Consider the following 19,722-nt stretch of genomic DNA (forward strand, 5'->3'; position numbering starts at 1 on the left):
CCCCAAGTTTACTATCAGGGTATGAGAATATTCAGCAAAACTTCAGCTGCGCAACCGATCTGCCGTTCATTGACAGAGTCGCTTTATTACCGTAGTTTTGATTCGCTCAGGTGCCCGGTAGTTAAATTGCCCTGACAAGGAAAATTCTGCTCAAATAAAGTCTTTTAAATTATGGATAAGTTAAAGTCATATAAAAATCTATTGCTGATTTTCTGGTTCATCCTTTTGGTTGTTATCGTGCTTTTCATCGAGGGCTATTCAGGCTGGTTAGCACTTGCTGCCTGGGTTGCAGCATCGGTTTTGGCTGCAATGTCTTATCGAGATTGGCAGCAAAAGCAAATCCCAAACATCTCCCGTTATTCAGTCCTGGTTCCTGACGAAAATGAAATGAAAAGTCCCCTCTCCAATTTACTACTCAAAGCTGTTTCCTTTTACCTGGCCATGGCACTGCCATTACTATTGGCAATGGATTCTCACGAAGTAACTTGGTGGATGCATCTATTGTGGCTTAGCATGGCTACTTTTTGCGCATATCTACATAAAAGAAATAGTCATAACTCAGGGTAGAATAGATAAAGGAGCGATTTAACTAAATGCACATTTTAGAGGTTTTCAAATTAAACGATTACTCCGATGAATGCTGAATAAGTGCCGTTCATATGATCACAAAAATTTCTTTACTTTCAATAGTCGCCACATAACTAAAAGCGACAAAATCAAACCTACCAGCCATGACCACCAACGCTGAACCAATAGCGTCTGCTGTAGGCCTGTGGCTTGTTGATTATTTGGGTCTAACTGCAAAGCGATGTCCAGCTTAGCCAGAGCTACAGACACCTGTTCTTTGGCTACCAACAGCTTTGCCAGATTAGTATAAGCAATAGCTGACTCCGGCGACATCCTAATAACCTTTTCTACCCAGGCTTGTGCTTGTTGCAAATCGCCGCGTTTTGCCGCTGCAGCGGCTTGCAGGTAAAACAAACGTGGCGTGTTGATATCGGTCAACTTGCCTTTTTCGTCTAAAACCAGCTCTAGTGGCTCTTTTCTGTCTAATATAAAGAACTTGTTATCTCCTTTGTAAGTCAGCTCGTAATCCCCTTCGCCATAGTTAATAAAAAGAGTATTGTCTCGTTGTTTTAACCTTACCAACTGACCGTTTTCCAGCGTCAGAGAGGTATCATCCAATTGATACTGCTGTGGCAGACTGGCAGTTTCCTTTGATGGTTCTGCCAATAACGTTAAATCCGGTTGCGACGCAGCGTCATCTGGCATTGCATCCACGACTCTCTCTAGCAACTTTTTAGTGGCTCTGGCGGAAACCGACTTCTCCAGGTAAGAATCGCTGCGTACCACTATCACCAAATCTTGTTTTGGGTATACAGCCAGTACATGGCTGGATAACCCCCTTGCACTGAAACTGCCCTCTGGTTCAACCCACCACATCAGGCCATATCCCGCAGGATACTTATCCCCCATATTGGTTTCGCTAATGGCTTGCGTGCTTTGCTCCATCCAGGCCTCAGGCAGAATTTGTTCACCCTGCCAGTTTCCCTTCCGAGCATAGAGCAATCCAACTCTGGCCAGATCTCGGGAAGACATCCGAAACTGAAAGGCCTGATGTTCAGACGTATCTTTTACGTAAAAACCGTCAAATGGACGATAATCCTGCATTTGCAGAGGCTTTGCGAGATAACGGTCAAATGCGGAGAAAATCTCTTCTTGTGTCATTTGCTGGAAAAGAGTTCCCGCGACATTGAAATCCCAATTGTTATACCACCAGACCTGGCCGGGTGGATTGCTCCCCCTTGCTGGCTTCTCCTGTCGCATGGCGAATGTTTCCGCTGCGGCAGGAAGGTACACCCCAGAACGAGAAGCCAGAATGTCAAACACTGTCGCTGTGCGCTCCTGGTCTGTTAGCCAGGGGGTATCAGTAATATTCAATTCAGCAAGCGTGGCGCGGAAATTAATGTCGTTGGCGTGAATACCAAACAAAGCACTCAACAGGCTCTTCCGGATAGAGTGCACGGGAAACCTACGAGCGTTTTCACCCCAGTCGAGCACCACGGCACCATTTTTCACTACAAACAAACCGGAAAAGGCGCGTTTTTTATAAAATTTCTCGACTTTCTCCAGTCTGTGAGGGCGCGCTCCAGCCTGCTGTGGAGATTGATACTGTTGCCAACGTTCAGCGGGATAGCGATTTGTTGTTTGTGTCTCAGCTAAGGCGCTATTAAAACCAACGCCTGTGAGTACAAACACGCACCATAAGTAACCCTTGACTGACCGCAAAATCGCCTATCCTAATCCCTGAATTTACCGAACAATAAAGGCTTATACACGAGTTTCGGAGGCTACCCCCAGAATTCGCGAGCTTTAAATATGCAACCAGTATTGATGGATTACGACTAATAAGAAACGATAATTTTGTTACTGAATGAAAGCAACGTAACTGTAGAGATAAGCCTGATCGGTTCGGAGTTATGGAGTCAGGTGCAAAAAGCAAAAATCAGGTAGCGTTATTTTGGGCTTAAGCCGACAACTTAATTACCGACTTAAGCCATTCAGGTTAGGAGCCAACACCATCCCACGCCGAAGAAAAAAGGCAAAATGGCAACGTGAAACCTGATTCTACTAGCCGTAGGTGATGTAATATTTTGCGATTAATGCCACAATTAGCGCAGCAGCAATGGTTAACCTTATACTACAAGCTTTGAAGTAAGACATTGTGCTTTTATAAGGTGGTTTTGAGTAGTTTGCAGTTACTGTTTTCATGCTAAACCTCCTTTAGAAGTAATTTACTGACCAAACGGTCAAGCATTAAACTAACACCAATATAGCTTGATATCAAGTTATATTAAGTTTGACATCAAGATACTTTTAGCTTGATATCAAGTTACATCATGGCAAGAAAGATTCAAGGCAAAAAATTGATGGCAGATTCAACGGATACTTTTTCAAAAATTGCAGTACTGCAAAAATTGCTATTAAGCAGTAAGATTGCTAATAAACGCATGGATGAAGTGTTTTCAGAAATCGATCTGAAAAAGTCCAGTTTTGAAGTACTCGCAGCCCTACTAAATGCGGCTCCGGAATATGCCTTAACACCAAACAAATTAATGGAACTGACGCATATCACCTCAGGCTCTATGACCACCAGAATAGATAAACTCAGTAAAAAAGGCTGGGTAGAGAGGATTTCAAATAGCAGTGACAAGCGCAGTATCAAGGTGGCCTTAACCGATAGTGGTCGCAGTGTTATAGAAAGTGCGGTTGCTAAACACGAAGAGGCCGTTGATAAACTGCTCGGTAACTTGACGGACAAGGAACAACAGCGCCTGCTTAAGTTGCTATGCAAACTAACCGACTAATTTATTGACAATACGCCCCAATCCTTTTACTCGAGTACGCCGGATTTCCTTTCAGCACTTTGTTACTCGGCCTCTAACTTAAGTGTAATTTCTTTACTCTTTTCAAATTGCTTGACGCGTTCGATACTTTGTTCGGTAAACTCATGCCCTTCTGCCAACAACATAATGTGTTCAGGTGTATAAAGGTTAGCTTTTAACTTCATTCCCGGTTGCAAATCTGCAGATTTCATTCTTGGCTTATGCTCACCTTCAATCACCGGCTCAGGTAACTGACTAAGAAGCTCAATGAGTTCAGGTTCATACTTTGCTCCCATCTGTTTTTTCATTTGGCTCAAGGTCTGTTCATGAGTTAGCTCAACATCTTTAATTTTTTTACTGCGATAACCCCAGTAATCCCGCGCGACATGTAATATACGCGCTCCCGGAACGATGCTGGTATAAGCTGGCGCATCGCTTTCACCTGCTCCAGACCAAGGTAAAAACTGCTGGGAAAGCATTCGAGCTACCCCCGCCATATACTCTGCGGGTGCCAATATCATGCTGGCTGTCTCTGTCTGACTGTAAAACTCACCTCTTTGCTGATGATTCAACTCGTCAAAGGGCTTGCTGTACAAAAATGGGTCCAACGAAATCAGTCCGATTTCACACAACAGTCCAGCTAATGTAATTTCTCGTAATTCGGGATCCTTGACCTGGTTCTTCAGTGCCATGCGCCTGGCCAATGTGCTGACTCTTTTAGCAAACTCGCCGTTTAAATTGGGGTTTATATTGATTAGGTTATAGAGCACTTTCTCCAATGCTTTGTTTTGACCCTGCATCTTTCTCAGCGCCACCTGAATTTGCCGAGTGCGCAAATTAACCTTTTCTTCCAGCGATTCATTAAGTGTTTTAAGCTGCTTATTTTGAGCAGATATTTCAGATTTCAAACGCTCATTGGCCTGTTTTAGTCGCACCAATTCAAGGCCCTCATCGATGGCCTCTAACAACATGTCGTTGTCCCACGGTTTTTGCAGGAAGCGATGAATCTTTCCTTGATTGACGGCATCAATGGTAGATGCCAGATCGGCATAACCAGACAAGATGATGCGGTAGGTATCAGGAAATTTCACTACCAACTTGGCGAACAGCTGCGCACCTGTCATCTGTGGCATTTTCATATCTGACACCACCAGATGCACGGTTTGTTGCTGCATGATCTCCAATGCCTCGGCACCTGAACTGGCAAACACAGATTGATAATCCTTTTTGCGCACAATACGCTTTAGAGAGGACAAGATATTGGCTTCATCATCCACAAACAAAACCACAGGAGTGTTGTCATTCGTCATAATTATCTCCGTATGTTCTGCGTATCTTCCACTAATAAATCGGAAACGGTTTTCAGCAAGTGTTCGTTGTCAAAGGGCTTAGATAACGCCTCGTCTGCCCCCAATAACCAGGCTTTACTTAAATCGTCTTTTGGCAAAGCAGAAATCACCAGGATCTTGATATCTTTTAGTGATTCACGCTCTCTGATAAAGCTCACCACTTCAAAACCGCTCATGCCCGGCATACTCAAGTCCAGGGTTATCAAAGCTGGTTTGAACAACATCAATTCGGTTCCCGCTTCAAACCCGCTGTAGGCAACACGCGTCTCATATCCATGGCGGCGCAATAATCGACGAATGGCATCAGCATACGGTTTTTCATCGTCACAAATCAGTATGCGCCGATTATCCTCTTCACTATTATCACTAACCGTATTATCCGTTGGCTTGGCTTCTTTTTGCTGTAGCGGCTCTAGCTCTGCCGGTATCGGCATTTGATATTCTTGCAGGAATTCCATTAAGGATTCAGCAGTTACCCTGTTGTTACCCCGGCCGGGTAACTTATAGGCTTTCAGGCTACCGCGATCGATCCAACGGATTACGGTGCGCAACGTCACATCACAAAAAGCCGCAATTTCGCCAGTGGAATAAGATTTTTTCATCGTCATATCGACCTCCTTTTGCATAAAATTTAAACTTTGATGCAAATTAAGTCAATTGAGACTTTAGTATTAGTAGTGACATATGTGACATGATTATCTTGTGAGACATATCACTGATAAGCACAAACTCTCGGAACCGAGCTCACTTTTATACAAATCAGGAGGAACAAATAGGGCTGGAGAAAGGTGAGGTCGATAATACCTCACCTCTTTAACATGTAGATTATCTGAATAAGACTTTTTCTTGTTTGAACCAGTACACACAGAAGGCTAACAACGCACCGGCAATGATTACCGTGGAAGTTAAAATCCCCAACAGGGCGTAATAATCCATAGTGCCTTTTATCAACTCTTTGATGGCAAGCGCCACATTAGTCAGTGGTACCCATGCCCAGATACCCTCAAGAGTAATGCCCGGTGCCATAGCCACTACAATAGGTAAGATCACCAGCATGATCAGGCTGCCCATGTAACTCTGCGCCTCTTTGTAACTGCGGGCATAGATGGACAAGCTCAATAAGATTGCGGCAAAAATTGAAGCCACAGGCACCAGCATGACAAACATTAAAATGTAATCAATGATGGCGATTTGGGTCATCATATCCTGAATAAAAGTGATGGCCATGCCCTGCCCGATCATGATACCCCAGAACGCCATACTAAATATGGTCACCAAGGCTGCGACAATTGCGGCCACTAATACCGTGAAGAACTTGCCCATCACTAATTGTGTTCTGTCCAGTGGTACCAGTAATAAGGTTTCCAACGTACCACGCTCTTTTTCCCCGGCGGCCAGATCACTGGCGGGTACCATTGCACCTTGCAAACACAGGATAAAAAGCATGTAAGGGATCAATCCACCAATTCTCTCACCCCAGTTTTCCCTGGCTTCAGCAATATTCACTTTTTCTAAAACCACGGGCTTTAACAAGGCCAACTGTTTAGATTCTGGCACGGATAAGGTATCAAATGCAGCCTGACGTTTGTTTTCATTTAACGTGGCAACATACTCCTCAATACGGGATTCCACCATGTTCAATCCAGCATCATTTAGATACAACTTGAGGGTACTTTGACCAGCGTCCAACACGGTGCCATCAGCATTGGCATCCAGTTCAATAACGAAATCCAGAGTTTTGTCTTTTATCTGCTGCTTGAAATCCGCTCCGTCGGCCAGCTCTTTAATACTGAAACTCTCATCCTCACTGATTTTGGCCACCAATTCCGGATGATACTGCGCTCCGATAACCGCAAAATTCAACACTTTGTTTTGCGCGTCATCCAGCGCTTTGGAAGTAAAATAGCCAATGGCACCGAACATTGCCGGGAACACCAGCATCGGCAGTGCCACCATAAAAAACAGGGTTTTGCGATCCCGCAGCAGCTCTTTCAGCTCTTTTTGTACCACTAACCACATTAGCCTTCTCCTTGCAGAATATTTAAAAATGCCTGATTCATTGATTCGCCTTTGGCTTTAAATGCATCTATGTCATCCATAAACTGGGTACGTCCCAGATTTATCACCGAAACTTCATCACACAGCTCTTCCACCTCATTCAGGTGGTGAGTGGAGAATATCACCGGCGTATTTTGCGCCTTCAAATGGCGAATAAAATCCATTACGGTTTGGGTTGCCATAATGTCTAATCCGGTTGTAGGTTCATCCAAGACCACTACCGACGGGGAATGCACTACCGCTCTGGCAATCGCGGTTTTTTGTTTCATGCCGCTGGAGTAATGCTCAGAGCGTCTGTCTAACCAGGCATCCATATCCAGCATGTCGGAAAGCTCAGCCAGGCGCTTGTCGGTTTCTGCAGCAGACATACCGTGCAAACGAGCAAAATAGCTGATGTTTTCCCGTCCAGTTAAGCGGCCATACAAGCCCGTATTACCGGATAAAAACCCCAGTGATTTACGCGCAACATTCGGGGACGTGGAAACATCATTGCCGTCGATATTGATTTCGCCTTTATCTGCTTTTAAGGCTGAAGATAACACCCTAAGCGTGGTGGTTTTCCCGGCCCCATTGGGGCCCAACAAACCCAACACCTGGCCCTTGTTACAATGAAACGACACATCTTCTACGGAATAAAAAAAGCGCCCCTTTAATCGGGGATCGGCCTTTTCTTGTGCCGTCAGCTTTTTTGGGTTTTCAACGCTAAAGCGCTTAGCGAGCTGCTTTACTGTTATCATCCTGCTTTACCTTTGCTTATCATTTTTTATCAATCCCATGCTCTAGTGTGGCGAAACTAAAATTTATTACAAAGAAATTTTTTTCCTGTAAACATCCGCCTTGTCTAAATGCTTTTAAACTCCCTCTGTACTGGGTAAATGTTTATTGGAATTGGTATGATTTGACGCGAGCTTGTGTAAAAATTGAGACAGAAGTGATTATCAAAAAACACAGCAGAAGGTTATAAATGGAAGACAATAAACACAACGAGGTAAAACCTGACGAGAACTCGTCTAATGAGGAAGCGCATAACGAAGCACAAGCACCTTCAGCAGAAGCACCTCAACAAGATCCGCAAAAGACAGAAGCCGCTGCGACAGAAGCCCCTGAGCCAGTGAGCCAGTCTGGTGCCATCAGCTCGCCGTTTACGGCATTACAAGCCATTATATTAAAACCGAACTCGGTGTTTTCCACCCTGAAAAATACCGCAAACTGGTCTTGGGTGGCCTTTATTTTTGTGACCTTCTTCTCGGTATTGCCCACCTGGCTATACTTCAATCAAATCGACATGGTTTGGTACAGTGAAATGGCTGTAAACCTGCAAATGCCAGATGTCAGCCCATCTGAAAAAGCGCAAGCCATGCAGATGATGCAAAACCAAGCGATTGGTACCTTTACCGCGTTTTTTGTGGCCATTGGCGCCATCATTCTCAATGCCATTTTCGCCTTTTATCTGAGCAAAATAACTCAGATGGATGAAGACAACGTGCTCAGCTTTGGCGACTGGTATGGCTTTACCTGGTGGGCCACGCTACCTTTTGCTTTTATTGGCATTCTAAACACCCTCATCATCTTGATGTTCGGCGGGCCACAAATGTCTCCAGAATATTTAAGCGTGTTCTCACTGGCATTTGTCTTGGGTATTTCTATGGAATCCGGCTGGTTTGGTTGGGCCCAAGGTATTGGCCTGGACTCGTTGTGGATTATCTATCTTACGGCGGTGGGTATCAGCCAATGGACCAAACTCAGCAGCCGTCAATGCACCATTATTGCGGTTGCGCCTTTTGCCATTATCTGGGGCGTTTGGGCGTTCTTCCTGATCATTTAATCGTCTTACGTAGCGGCCTGAAATAATCCTGATTGGCGTAATATTCAGGATCTTCATTGGCCGCATCCCAACCGGGGATCCCCAAAAGCGGTAAAGGTTTGAGCACAGCTTTTTGTTCAAATAACGCTCCTTGCTCAATCAACTCCAATAGCTTGTCATCCAGCCAGGCGTATTGTTGCAATAGCGGTAATTGATAAAACTCTGGCTCAACTTTGATGGCCACATATTTGCCAGTCAGCCCAAGATACGGGTCCAATAACATTTCATAGTTGGCATGACCAAACATAAACAATTGTGTGTTTTGCTGCCAAAGATTTTTACAATCAACAAATGCCTCAACCCAGCGATGCCCCTGCAAAGCCTCGAGGTGCGCTTCATCAGCAAATACTAATACTGCACCGCATTCATCAAAATGCGTAACCCTGTTGCGCACCGCTGTTCTGGGATTAAGGCCATGCTCTTTTATCTCAGCCATATGTAGCTGATTTAAAGCTTTTTTAGATTTGGGAAACAATAGCCAAATCAGGGCATTAAATAAATCGTGCCAGTTATTTTTCCGGGTAGGAACGAAGTTGCACCGGGCGATAATCTCTTCGTAATAAAGTCCTGCTGTTTGCTCAGCATACTGCCCGCCTTGAATCGCTTCATCGCAAACAAACTCAATATCAGTAATGCCGCGCTCTTGTATCCATTGGTTGAGGTACTTCGTCGTAGGGAAATCACCAAATCCATACAAATCGAATAGGGTTTTAACATGGACGAAATAAGGCTGAGAAAGCCAGTCAGTATACCAATTTTCAGGGGTTTTAAAGCGCTTTGGAGAGTGTTGCAAACCAAGTTCCGGTTGATAAAGATGAGATTTTGAATAAGCTTAGTGGCGGAAAAATGCAGTATACAAGCAAAAAGCTGATATGCAGCTTCCCGACAGAAACCCTATTATACAAGAGAATGACAATGCGAAAATCCCTTTATGGTATCACCCTGGCAGGGCTGGTTAGTAGCTATGCTGTGGCGGATACTTTTGAGCAAGCGTTGCAAAGCATCAACGAGCAAGACTTGCGTTCCCACGTTAAAACCCTGGCATCTGATAAGTTTGAAGGACGCCAACCCACCACCATAGGTGAAGCTTACACCCTTGAGTATCTGACGCGTCAATTTGATGCCATGGGCTATACCCCCGGCGTTGATGGCAGCTACTTACAGCCAGTCGAGTTGATGAAGATTGAAGCTGACCCGAATATGACCCTGGATATCGCAGGCGATAAGTTCGAATACAAGGTCAATATGGTGGCAGGTACCAGTCGCGAATCAGAACTGGTGGAATTAAAAGATTCAGAACTGGTGTTTGTCGGCTATGGTGTTAACGCACCTGAATACGATTGGAACGACTACGAAGGTCTGGATGTAAAAGGCAAAACGGTTGTTATTCTGGTGAATGACCCCGGTTTCGAAAACCCAGACGGTGGTAAATTCCAAGGCAAAACCATGACCTATTACGGTCGTTGGACCTACAAATACGAAGAAGCCAGCCGCCAAGGCGCTGCGGGCGCATTAATTGTGCATGAGACGGAGCCAGCTTCTTATGGTTGGTCAGTAGTGGCTAACAGCTGGAGTGGCCCTCAGTATGGTTTGGTCACCGAAGATGGCAACCAGAGCCGGGTAAAAGTTGAAGGCTGGTTATCAGTAGATGCTGCCAAAAAAGTGTTCAGCAAAGCCGGTCTGGATTACATGGAAGAAAAGCGCAAAGCGCAGCAAGGTCCATATGCTAAGGCAATGAGTAGTAAAGCCTCAATTAGCATCAAAAGTACCATGCAAAAATCCACCAGCTACAACTTTATGGCCACCCTACCCGGTAGCAAGCGCCCCGATGAGCACATCATCTATACGGCACACTGGGATCATTTAGGTAAGGATCCAAGCAAAGAAGGTGACAATATATATAATGGTGCTCATGATAATGCCACGGGCAGCGCTGCACTAATTGCTATCGCTAAGGCTTTTGCTCAATTGGAAACTCGCCCTGAACGTTCACTCAGTTTCTTATTTGTCACTGCCGAAGAACAAGGTCTGCTAGGCTCTAAATACTACGCTGAATATCCGGTTTATCCGCTGGAAAAAACCGTAGCAAATCTGAACATTGATGCCATGAACATCATGGGCCCCACCAAAGACGTAGAAGTTGTGGGTATGGGTAAATCGGAACTGGAAACCTACCTGGAAAAAGCCGCCAAGCGCACCGACCGCGTATTAGTGCAAGAAAGTCGTCCAGCCGCAGGTATCTACTATCGCTCAGACCACTTCAGTCTGGCTAAAAAAGGCGTTCCAGCCTTATATGCCAAAGGTGGCTCAATGCCAATAAATGATGAGATCGCGGCTTATCGCAAGAAGATGTCCGTGATCCAAACTGGCTGCTACCACCAGGTGTGTGACCAATACCGCGAGTCATGGAACTTCGGTGGCATGGTGGAAGATTCACAAATGTATTTCGAAATCGGTTACGACATTGCCAATAGCGATGATTGGCCACAATGGAGTAAAACCAGCGAATTTCAAAGACCTTGAGGATAGATATCCTAAAATAAGACTAAAGGGCGTTTTTTAACGCCCTTTTTATTTCAACTACTGTATATGGAATATACTATTGTAAAAAAATTACAGTTTTCGCTTGCAATTTCTGTTGAGACTGGCAAATTCAAGGCGTAAGACGCTGTGCGGAGTATGGTCTCAGACGCAAAAATTCGTTATTTTTCCCTTCGTATTTTTATCCCGTTCCCAACTTCACGGCAGTGCCATTTTTTAGATTCACCAAAACAGAGAGAAACCTAAGTATGTGCGGTATATTCGGTATTTTGGACATTAAAACCGATGTGTCAGAACTCAGGACGCAAGCCCTGGATTTGTCAAAATTGTTGCGCCATCGCGGCCCGGACTGGTCAGGTATCTGGAATAATAATAATGCCATTTTGTGTCATGAACGCTTGGCAATTGTTGATGTAGATACTGGTGCCCAGCCACTTGTGAGCCGAGATGAAAATAAAGTACTGGCAGTAAATGGTGAAATCTATAACCACAAAGAATTAGCGAATAATTTAGTTACGCCTTACGATTTTCGCACTAAGTCCGACTGTGAAGTCATTTTGCCTTTGTACGAGCAAAAGGGTGTAGAGTTTATCGACGATTTGAAAGGCATGTTCGCCTTTGTACTTTACGATGAAACCCAAGACGCTTACCTGATTGCCCGTGACCACATGGGTATTATTCCTCTTTATACTGGCCACGACGAGCACGGTAACTTCTACGTTGCTTCAGAAATGAAAGCGCTGGTGCCGGTGTGTAAAACCGTCAATGAGTTCCCTCCGGGTCATTACTTCTGGAGCAAAACCGGTGAAATGGTGGAATATTATCAACGTGACTGGATGGAATATGCCGCCGTTGAAAACAACGAAAGCAATCTTGATGAGCTAAAAGTAGCGTTCGAAAAAGCCGTAAAAAGCCACATGATGTCAGACGTGCCTTATGCGGTATTGCTATCCGGTGGCCTGGACTCTTCCCTGGTTTCCGCTGTAGCGGCGCAATTTGTGGCCAATCGCGTGGAAGATGAAGACAAGTCTCAAGCCTGGTGGCCTCGTCTGCATTCATTTGCTGTAGGCCTGGAAGGTGCACCTGATTTACAAGCTGCGCAAAAAGTAGCGGACATGATAGGTACGGTCCACCACGAAATTCACTTTACTATTCAGGAAGGCCTGGACGCCATCCGTGATGTGATTTATTTCCTGGAAACCTACGATACCACCACTATCAGAGCCTCTACGCCAATGTACCTGATGAGCCGTAAGATCAAAGCGATGGGCATCAAGATGGTACTTTCAGGCGAAGGTTCCGATGAAATCTTCGGTGGGTACCTGTACTTCCACAAAGCGCCGAATGCCAAAGAGTTACACGAAGAAACCGTGCGTAAACTGAAGCGCCTACACATGTTTGACTGTGCTCGTGCCAACAAAGCCACTTCTTCCTGGGGTGTGGAAGCACGTGTACCATTCCTGGACAAAGAGTTTATGGACGTGGCGATGCGCTTGAACCCACAAGACAAGATGTGCTCTAAAGAGCGCATGGAGAAGTGGATATTGCGTAAAGCCTTCGATAATGGCGAGTACCTGCCTTCTGAAATCTTATGGCGTCAAAAAGAGCAGTTTGGTGATGGCGTAGGTTATAGCTGGATTGACTCTATCAAAGACTATGTGGATGAGGCGGTAACTGATCAGCAAATGAGCACTGCAGCGTTCCGTTTCCCCCACAATACACCCGATACCAAAGAAGGCTATTTTTACCGCACCATCTTTGAAGAGTACTTCCCACAGGAGAGTGCCGCTAAATGTGTACCAGGTGGTAAGTCCATCGCCTGTAGTACCGTAGAAGCGCTAGCCTGGGATGAAAGCTTCCAGAATATGGCCGACCCTTCAGGTCGTTCCATGAAGGACGTCCACGGCAAGCAGTAGGATTTGTTGCTGAGCAAACATTTTAAAGCCCGCAAATAAAGCGGGCTTTTTTTTTGAACAGCTCGACATTTATTCTTGAGAATAGCTTTATCTTTTTGACTTCAATGTAGCCTGACAGACGCCATCCATGGCATCTCTGAACCAAATCCCTTTGGTCCACATACCATTTGTGAAATACATCCTTGTATTTCCCTGAAGACAGCTAAAGCTGTCCAAATTCATTCCCGATGAATTTGTCTTTTTGCTAAAAAGAAACCGTATGCGAAAGAAAAAGGCTCCCCGCATTACGCTTAATCCATAGAAAAACTGTAAGTTCCCGTCGTCACGATGCGCGTCCATGCTTAGGTGTGACTTGATTTTCATCCCTGAAAATCACCGGAAACTTGCTTCACGTTTTTCAATGGCGCTTCATGAGGGGAAATGGGGTGGTCTATTCACTTACATGCGAAACGATAATATTAGGCTTCGTTAGCAGACCGGCAAAATTTCAAATATTTATGAGGGCACAGGGTCGTTAGTTCGACAAAGATGTGAGGGTAAACCACATTTGTCCGTTTAAATGACCCCGACATAAACGGCATTCACTGTAGCTCAAAGCTCTAATTTTGGGATTCCAATTGACACGAACTGATTACAATCGTAATCTTATCTTTGAAATTACACACGTAATACCTTGTTAACTCTAAAGCAACCTTAAACTGGAAGCCAACATCATGAAAATCTTGAGGGTAATTCTTATCATTTTTGCTATAACAAGCTTAAGTGCGCAGTCCATCGTTATTCGCCACGACAAATCAGACGAAGAATATCTCAACTCAACCGATGCTATTGAGGCCCATGTCACTTTTACCACGTCTACCAAAGATGGCGACTTTGTCGTCGGCTCAGGGACCTATGTGGGAAATAGTTGGGTGCTCACTGCCGCTCATGTGGCCAATTTTTTCGAAGAAAACGATGTCGCTCAGATAAAATCAGAAAGGCTTAAAATTCTCGATATCTTGTTACATGAAAACTGGAAAGACCGCCAATACGGTTTTGATATCGCCATGGTAAAAATCGAAATGCCGTCAGGTGATATTGCCCCGGTAACCCTATTTGCATTAGAGCCAGAGAAGGATGACGTTATCACCATCGCAGGTAGAGGTGATACTGGAACTGGCATGGATGGGATTACATCTCGAGACCTGAAAATGCGTGTTGCGCAAAACAAAATAGAGGAAATAAAAGGACAATGGCTGAGTTTTAGTTTTAGTGCACCTGAGGATGGAGCCTTGGAAAATGAGGGTATCGGCGGTGGAGGTGACAGTGGCTCACCAGCATACATTATTGACAAAGGCACTATACACCTTGTTGCCTTAAGCTCCTGGCAAGATACGGAAGCGACTAACTGGAAAGAAGGGTTTTACGGCGCAATCGATTATTACACGTACCTTAATCATTATCGTGATTGGATCGAATCGCATTTGGATGACAATAAGCCTTGTGCGAAACATCAAAACTTTATGTTCTGATGTTATTTCTTCTTAGGGGCGCTCACTTAATCCCCCTTTTACCCGAGGCGTTAGCAAGTATTAGACTTTAGGTTTAAGTTGATCGCCATGGATGGTGAGAATGCCGATTTTGTCGGGAACAAAAATCGTGATCGCCATAGATGGCGTAAATGTCTATTTATGTAGGTCGTGCTTTAGCTAGACAAGAGTGTGAAATTCAACCACCTTTGTCCGCTTAAAAGCGAACCTACAACTATCTAACAAATTTCACTCTTGTGCGAAATATCAAAATTCAGTGTTCTGATATTACTTTTTCTTAGGGGCGCTCCCCTTCGAAAAAGTAACATCAGAAAACCAAACTTAAAGTTACGTATTCACCTAAAATAGGCATCCATCAATACGTGAGATACGGAAATAGTTCCGTAGAAAAGATGAACTTCTGAAAAGATGTGAGCACGACACCTGTTACTAACCTTTGTTCCGGCAAACTTTTCCAGAACCTCTCCACCAGCGTATCTATTACAGCGGAGTCGCCTTTAGCCAGATAGGCGGAGTTTTTGGCAAATAACTGTGGTGGGATAAACAAATAAGAGCGCTTTTTGAAGGTCCAGGAACGGGCGATGCCGATTTTGTCGGGAACAAAAATAGACCAGCTCGACAATAATATCAGAGCTAACCACCTTCGTCGTCGAACTGAAGTTCGACCTAATGGCAAATGATGTCTTGCGTCATGGTCAAACTGGGAATGAAGGGCTCTTCAGATGAGAAGAACCCTTTCATGATAATTAATTAGTCTACCGGGCAAAGTAATCCGCCATTTCTACTGTAACCTTTGATAACAAGAAAGTCTCCTGATACCAACCCAGGACCGGTTTTCGGCTGTCCACAACTGGTTTTAATCTCAGTATTCAGTTGATTGTTGATGAATACTTTAATGCTCGAACCCATGGTTTTGTCTTTTTCTCTACCATAGAATTCAAACTGTGCTCCTGGAGCAACTACACCTGAAAAAAGATTTTCATCTTTCCCTTTTATTCGCTGCGTAACACGCACACTGGCATTAGCCGAAGTGCCTGTGTACTGCAAAATCAAATTTGTTATTTGACCAGCGCATTCCGAACACTCTTCTGTCGCGTCACAGTTGGTTTTCACCGTTTGATAGGCGTCTTTATTACAGTCTTTGCATACGATTGGAGTAATGATGACATCATTTACGCTTTCATCGGTTAAACAAACATTGGCAGAGAAAACGCCGTCTGAAAACAAGGTGATGGGATCAGCGTCCAACTCTGTTGTCACATTTCGAACCTCAAGACCAATGACCCCCACCAATGAATCTTTAGGAATATTGGTCAAGATACTATCTGCTTCGTGAAAATAATAATTACCATCAGTAATAGCTGAAATAGACGGCATAGTGGTCAGGGTACTATTGATGTTAATCGGAAAAGAGTTCACGAGAATACCTTGTTCAGCAAGACGAGTTGCCGCTTCTAATGCAGATGTTCTGTCACCGGCTTCTTGAGTTGTTCCGGAACCAAAGGGGGCTGTAGGAATACCATCAGACATAAAAGCCACAGACTTTATATCGCTATCATTCAAACTAAAAGAAGCATAAGTTGCCTCAATAAGGTCCAGTGCAGCCTCGTAGTTCGTTGCTGCTGAAGCGGTTCCTGAAGTTTCAGGCACTATATCATCAAGGGCGGATTTGATGGCGCTAAAATCTGTAGTGAAATCTACAAGTAACTCCGCATCAGTGGCAAATTTAATCAAGCCAACTTGTGTTGAAACACCTGAAGTCAAGTTATCTAACATGCCCTTCAGCGCTGCTACCTGGACTTCAAAAACACTTTGGTTACCAATTTGATTTGTACCAGTACTGCCTGAGACATCGATGACGAATAAACTCATGAGTCTCGGCTCCTTTTGACCTGATTTGGTGGCTCGCCCTTCTACCGTAACTTCACAATCGCAATCACCACTCCGCTTCGCATGAGATTTTCCTGCAGTATTACCACTGATAGAAAATTGCATGAAACCCCATGGCTCGAAAGTTTCAAGGCTAATAGCCTCATCCAATGCAAATGAGGTATCGGTATCTAACGTAGATATCGCGAGTTCGGACGCAAAAGACTGATAACCGTCGACTGTCACGGCAACTGTCACTGGACTTTCAAATGCTTCATCATGTTCGATAGCAAAAGTCCCCTCAGGCCCGGTCAAAATATCAGCTTCAATACCATTGACACTCACCAATGCACCTGAGATCGGCAATTGAGCTTCATCAATGATACTCCCTGAAATGGTATAAACAGGAGGAGGCGGTGGAACTGGAGCAGGTGTTGGACTTGTGGTTTCACCACCGCCGCCGCCGCAACCAACCATTAAAGTGACAGACATTAACCACGCTACAGTCAAGACTTTTGCTATGGCCTGATAACCGACAAATTTGTTCATTTAAGTTCCAGAAAAATATTGAAGCTTAATTATCGGACCAATTCCCTAAATGCACTATCGAGATATTGGTCTAATAGACTAAAGTCGTATTTTTTTGGTCTGTCTACTCAAATGAGCTGTGACTGGAGCAGGACGCTTAAATCAACTAACACCTTTCTGCGGTAAACTTTCCCGGAATTTATCTACCAGTTCATCAAGTTCGGTGCAATCTCCTCGGGTAAGATAAGCGGAGTTGTTCGCCAGGAACTTAGGTGGTGTAAAAAGATAAGAACGCTTTTTAAAAGTCCAGCGACGTTTTATACCATGCGCAGTGAGTTCGCTCTCCTGACTGGCGCCAAGATCAAACATACTGACGGTCTCGCTTTTTCCCTTTTTAATCGCATCTTCACTTTTTGCGCTTACAGGCTCTATGCTTAGTAACACTGCAGTAGTTTGAGGAATGCCCATTAGTATCTCGCAAATGAAAAAGATGCTGCCACCACGGAAAGACAATGCATCATCGCTATCCGCACTCACATTGGCTTTTTTACCCAAGTTTTGCTGATAACGCATGCCATTAAACATGGCTCTGGAAAATGGCAAATGCACGTCACCAAAATGGCGGTTTAAGGCGTGTTGTAGAAATTCCTTGCCTAAGGACTCGCCTGCTTTTTCACTGCTAAAAACACCTTCCTCTACATTTACCTCAAAAAACATTCCCGAAGACGACAAAATATCTTTAACTGCCTTGTAGTTATACAGTGAATAGGATTTCTTGGTGATCGGATTGTTCGTGGTATGCAACGCCTTAGACAAGGCTGAAAAGAACACAGTGACATCGATGAAACTATTTTTAATATCTTCATCGAAGCCACTAATGTTTTTTTCCGAAGTACACAACATAATGTTGCCAGTCTCATTAAACATGTAGTATTTGGGTAGCGGTTTATAAATAGATGCCCGTTGCACTGTAGGCTCAGAGGCTTCCTTGTGACCCCACAGATTCCATAACCAAGCAAACATTACATTCCTCTCTCAACGCTGAAGCGTTACAAATCAGCTCGATACCCTATTCCTGGGCGGGTTCACCTAAACTTTCTTTTAGCGCATTCACCAGCTCGTTGAAATCGGGATTGTCCATAGCTTCATTGAGAGTTTTAGCTTCCGGAATAAATGCTGGGGGTACAAACAAATACGTTGTTTTATCAATATTAAGCTCATATTCTTCAGATTTACTATTAAAGCAAGGACCAATTTCCAAGGCAGATTTATTTTTAACCGCGTCCATACTCAATACAATTGGCGTAATTGAAACCGCACCCAACAAATATTCACATACAAAAATGATAGTACCCACTTTGGTTTCAGAGCTGGACGAATTATGCGCTATTGATATTTCCTGTCCCTTCTTGCCGATATCCCCTAACATTTGCATCAAGGAGCTGCCTACTGACGCCAAACCACCACTGAATCCAAGAAGCGCTGTAATTAATTCACTACCAAACTTAACTCCCCAAGACTTGCTGGTAAATTTAACGTCGCTTTCAGTTACCTTAACGAATAAACCGGAGCGAGACACTATCTTATCAATGGCGTCAATCTCATACAGGGTATTGTTGTTTTCGCTCATGGCTTTAGTCATGGCCGCAAAAAACACACTCACCTGACCAAAGGCGTCAGAAGCCTCTTGTGAGATAGCAGCACCTTCGGCATTGCCACCATTTAGTGTCGTGGCTACAAACAAATTACCCGTGGCATTAATAGCAAATTCTTTAGTAGCGGGAATTTCTTTTGATTGTGATAAGGTTAATGATTTCGCGCGACTCTCAGCATCGCTGACAATAGACCAGTTCTGCGGATTATCGCCGCCTTGATTACCTGTAGTACTACTTGTTGATGATTCTTCAGTTGGCATGTCCATTCTCCTTGTATCATTTTAAATCAGCTCGAATACCCACCATATGGCAGCACACATAAAGGGTAAGAAATATTCTAACCTAAGAACCATAGCACAAATTTAAAAAAAACCACTTCTTGGATTACTTTTTTCACATCTATTTACCATAACTTTATGCCTACCGCTAAAAGAACCCGGTCAAAAAAAAAGTACCTCCAAAGGTACTTTTTACACTTTAAATCTGGCCAAACTAACTGGCTGGCTGCAGTGCCTCATCGTAAAAAATGGATTTTTCGATGGAGCTAAAGAATTTCTGATAGACCGCCTGCTCTGTGATCTGTTTGTGCTCTACGGTTTCACCATCAGGGTTATCCCGACGGTACACAAAACTGGTACGTACCTTCATACTTTCACCGTAGGGCGATATGGTAATCGTTGCACTCACCGTTTCCAGATCATCGATATTGCCATCGGTAAACAGTAAAAATACGCCGTAAGTTAACACAGTAAACGCGGTTTTTTGCAGTGTTTCGCGGGCATTCATTTTGGTACCGCTGACATTGCCTTTCACCAGTCCAGATTCGATATCAGCCACGTCGATGACAAATCCATCATCCTGCAACGTATTCAATACCGCATGAAAGATTTCCTTGTTAGATTTTTGCTCGTAGGTACGAGTTTGATACTCACGCAAAGCCAAAGATGGTGGCTTCACTGAACTTGCACAGCCCGCCAGTAAGGCCATCAAAACGGCCACTAATATTGGTTTAGTCATTTTCATATCA

Annotated in this window: 18 protein-coding genes; 6 read left to right on the top strand and 12 right to left on the bottom strand. The window is 44.2% G+C overall.

All coding sequences use genetic code 11. The annotated features are described in order from the left end of the window. Positions 1–171 precede the first annotated feature (171 nt). Positions 172–567 (top strand): hypothetical protein, encoded by a 396-nt coding sequence (locus tag AABA75_RS15065; RefSeq protein ID WP_338293462.1) that lies wholly within the window; start codon positions 172–174, stop codon positions 565–567. A gap of 96 nt (positions 568–663) precedes the next feature. On the opposite strand, the gene AABA75_RS15070 is transcribed toward AABA75_RS15065, so the two are convergent. Then, positions 664–2,259: a serine hydrolase gene (locus tag AABA75_RS15070; RefSeq protein WP_338293463.1), complete on the bottom strand. Its 1,596-nt coding sequence runs from the start codon at positions 2,257–2,259 to the stop codon at positions 664–666. A 372-nt stretch (positions 2,260–2,631) separates the two neighbouring features. After that, positions 2,632–2,772 (bottom strand): hypothetical protein, encoded by a 141-nt coding sequence (locus AABA75_RS15075; RefSeq protein ID WP_338293464.1) that lies wholly within the window; start codon positions 2,770–2,772, stop codon positions 2,632–2,634. 128 nt (positions 2,773–2,900) lie between these two features. Between AABA75_RS15075 and AABA75_RS15080 the strand changes: the two genes are divergently transcribed. Beyond that, positions 2,901–3,368, top strand: coding sequence for a MarR family transcriptional regulator (locus AABA75_RS15080; protein ID WP_338293465.1), 468 nt, complete (start codon positions 2,901–2,903; stop codon positions 3,366–3,368). Between the two features lie 62 nt (positions 3,369–3,430). On the opposite strand, the gene AABA75_RS15085 is transcribed toward AABA75_RS15080, so the two are convergent. From AABA75_RS15085 to AABA75_RS15100, 4 genes are all read right to left on the bottom strand, one after another. Further along, positions 3,431–4,696 (bottom strand): HD domain-containing phosphohydrolase, encoded by a 1,266-nt coding sequence (locus tag AABA75_RS15085; protein ID WP_338293466.1) that lies wholly within the window; start codon positions 4,694–4,696, stop codon positions 3,431–3,433. A gap of 2 nt (positions 4,697–4,698) precedes the next feature. Next, a complete protein-coding gene (locus tag AABA75_RS15090; RefSeq protein ID WP_338293468.1) occupies positions 4,699–5,343 on the bottom strand; it encodes a response regulator in 645 nt (214 codons plus the stop codon). 217 nt (positions 5,344–5,560) lie between these two features. Further along, positions 5,561–6,754, bottom strand: a complete 1,194-nt coding sequence (locus tag AABA75_RS15095; RefSeq protein WP_338293469.1) for an ABC transporter permease — start codon at positions 6,752–6,754, stop codon at positions 5,561–5,563. Beyond that, positions 6,754–7,530 (bottom strand): ATP-binding cassette domain-containing protein, encoded by a 777-nt coding sequence (locus AABA75_RS15100; RefSeq protein WP_338293470.1) that lies wholly within the window; start codon positions 7,528–7,530, stop codon positions 6,754–6,756. The genes AABA75_RS15095 and AABA75_RS15100 overlap by 1 nt, the downstream gene beginning before the upstream one ends. A 227-nt stretch (positions 7,531–7,757) precedes the next feature. Between AABA75_RS15100 and AABA75_RS15105 the strand changes: the two genes are divergently transcribed. Next, the gene (locus tag AABA75_RS15105; protein WP_338293471.1) at positions 7,758–8,618 is read left to right on the top strand and encodes a Yip1 family protein; all 861 of its coding nucleotides are present in this window, start codon (positions 7,758–7,760) and stop codon (positions 8,616–8,618) included. On the opposite strand, the gene AABA75_RS15110 is transcribed toward AABA75_RS15105, so the two are convergent. Continuing rightward, the gene (locus AABA75_RS15110) at positions 8,611–9,450 is read right to left on the bottom strand and encodes a DUF3025 domain-containing protein (protein WP_338293472.1); all 840 of its coding nucleotides are present in this window, start codon (positions 9,448–9,450) and stop codon (positions 8,611–8,613) included. The two genes, AABA75_RS15105 and AABA75_RS15110, sit on opposite strands and share 8 nt — an antisense overlap. Positions 9,451–9,566: 116 nt before the next feature. On the opposite strand from AABA75_RS15110, the gene AABA75_RS15115 reads away from it, so the two are divergent. The 3 genes from AABA75_RS15115 to AABA75_RS15125 all read left to right on the top strand — a co-directional run bounded on the left by AABA75_RS15115 (position 9,567) and on the right by AABA75_RS15125 (position 14,625). Then, complete coding sequence (locus AABA75_RS15115) at positions 9,567–11,180, top strand: M28 family metallopeptidase (protein WP_338293474.1); 1,614 nt, start codon at positions 9,567–9,569, stop codon at positions 11,178–11,180. 266 nt (positions 11,181–11,446) lie between these two features. Beyond that, a complete protein-coding gene (gene asnB / locus AABA75_RS15120) occupies positions 11,447–13,114 on the top strand; it encodes an asparagine synthase B (protein WP_338293476.1) in 1,668 nt (555 codons plus the stop codon). Positions 13,115–13,827: 713 nt separating this feature from the next. Then, on the top strand, positions 13,828–14,625 hold the full coding sequence (locus AABA75_RS15125) for a trypsin-like serine protease (protein WP_338293478.1): 798 nt from the start codon (positions 13,828–13,830) through the stop codon (positions 14,623–14,625). 373 nt (positions 14,626–14,998) lie between these two features. Here the strand turns inward: AABA75_RS15125 and AABA75_RS15130 are convergent, their stop codons facing one another. The 5 genes from AABA75_RS15130 to AABA75_RS15150 all read right to left on the bottom strand — a co-directional run bounded on the left by AABA75_RS15130 (position 14,999) and on the right by AABA75_RS15150 (position 19,718). Continuing rightward, entirely contained in the window at positions 14,999–15,319 is a 321-nt protein-coding gene (locus AABA75_RS15130; RefSeq protein ID WP_338293480.1) for a hypothetical protein, read from the bottom strand. 74 nt (positions 15,320–15,393) lie between these two features. Then, positions 15,394–17,061, bottom strand: a complete 1,668-nt coding sequence (locus AABA75_RS15135) for a VWA domain-containing protein (RefSeq protein WP_338293481.1) — start codon at positions 17,059–17,061, stop codon at positions 15,394–15,396. Positions 17,062–17,202: 141 nt separating this feature from the next. Continuing rightward, entirely contained in the window at positions 17,203–18,063 is an 861-nt protein-coding gene (locus AABA75_RS15140; protein WP_338293482.1) for a hypothetical protein, read from the bottom strand. A 46-nt stretch (positions 18,064–18,109) separates the two neighbouring features. Beyond that, positions 18,110–18,955 carry a hypothetical protein gene (locus AABA75_RS15145; protein ID WP_338293483.1) on the bottom strand — a complete coding sequence of 282 codons (846 nt, stop codon included), beginning with the start codon at positions 18,953–18,955 and terminating at the stop codon, positions 18,110–18,112. Between the two features lie 232 nt (positions 18,956–19,187). Then, entirely contained in the window at positions 19,188–19,718 is a 531-nt protein-coding gene (locus AABA75_RS15150) for a hypothetical protein (RefSeq protein ID WP_338293484.1), read from the bottom strand. Positions 19,719–19,722: the final 4 nt, after the last annotated feature.

The organism is Planctobacterium marinum (genome assembly GCF_036322805.1).
Classification (GTDB): Bacteria; Pseudomonadota; Gammaproteobacteria; order Enterobacterales; family Alteromonadaceae; genus Planctobacterium; species Planctobacterium marinum_A.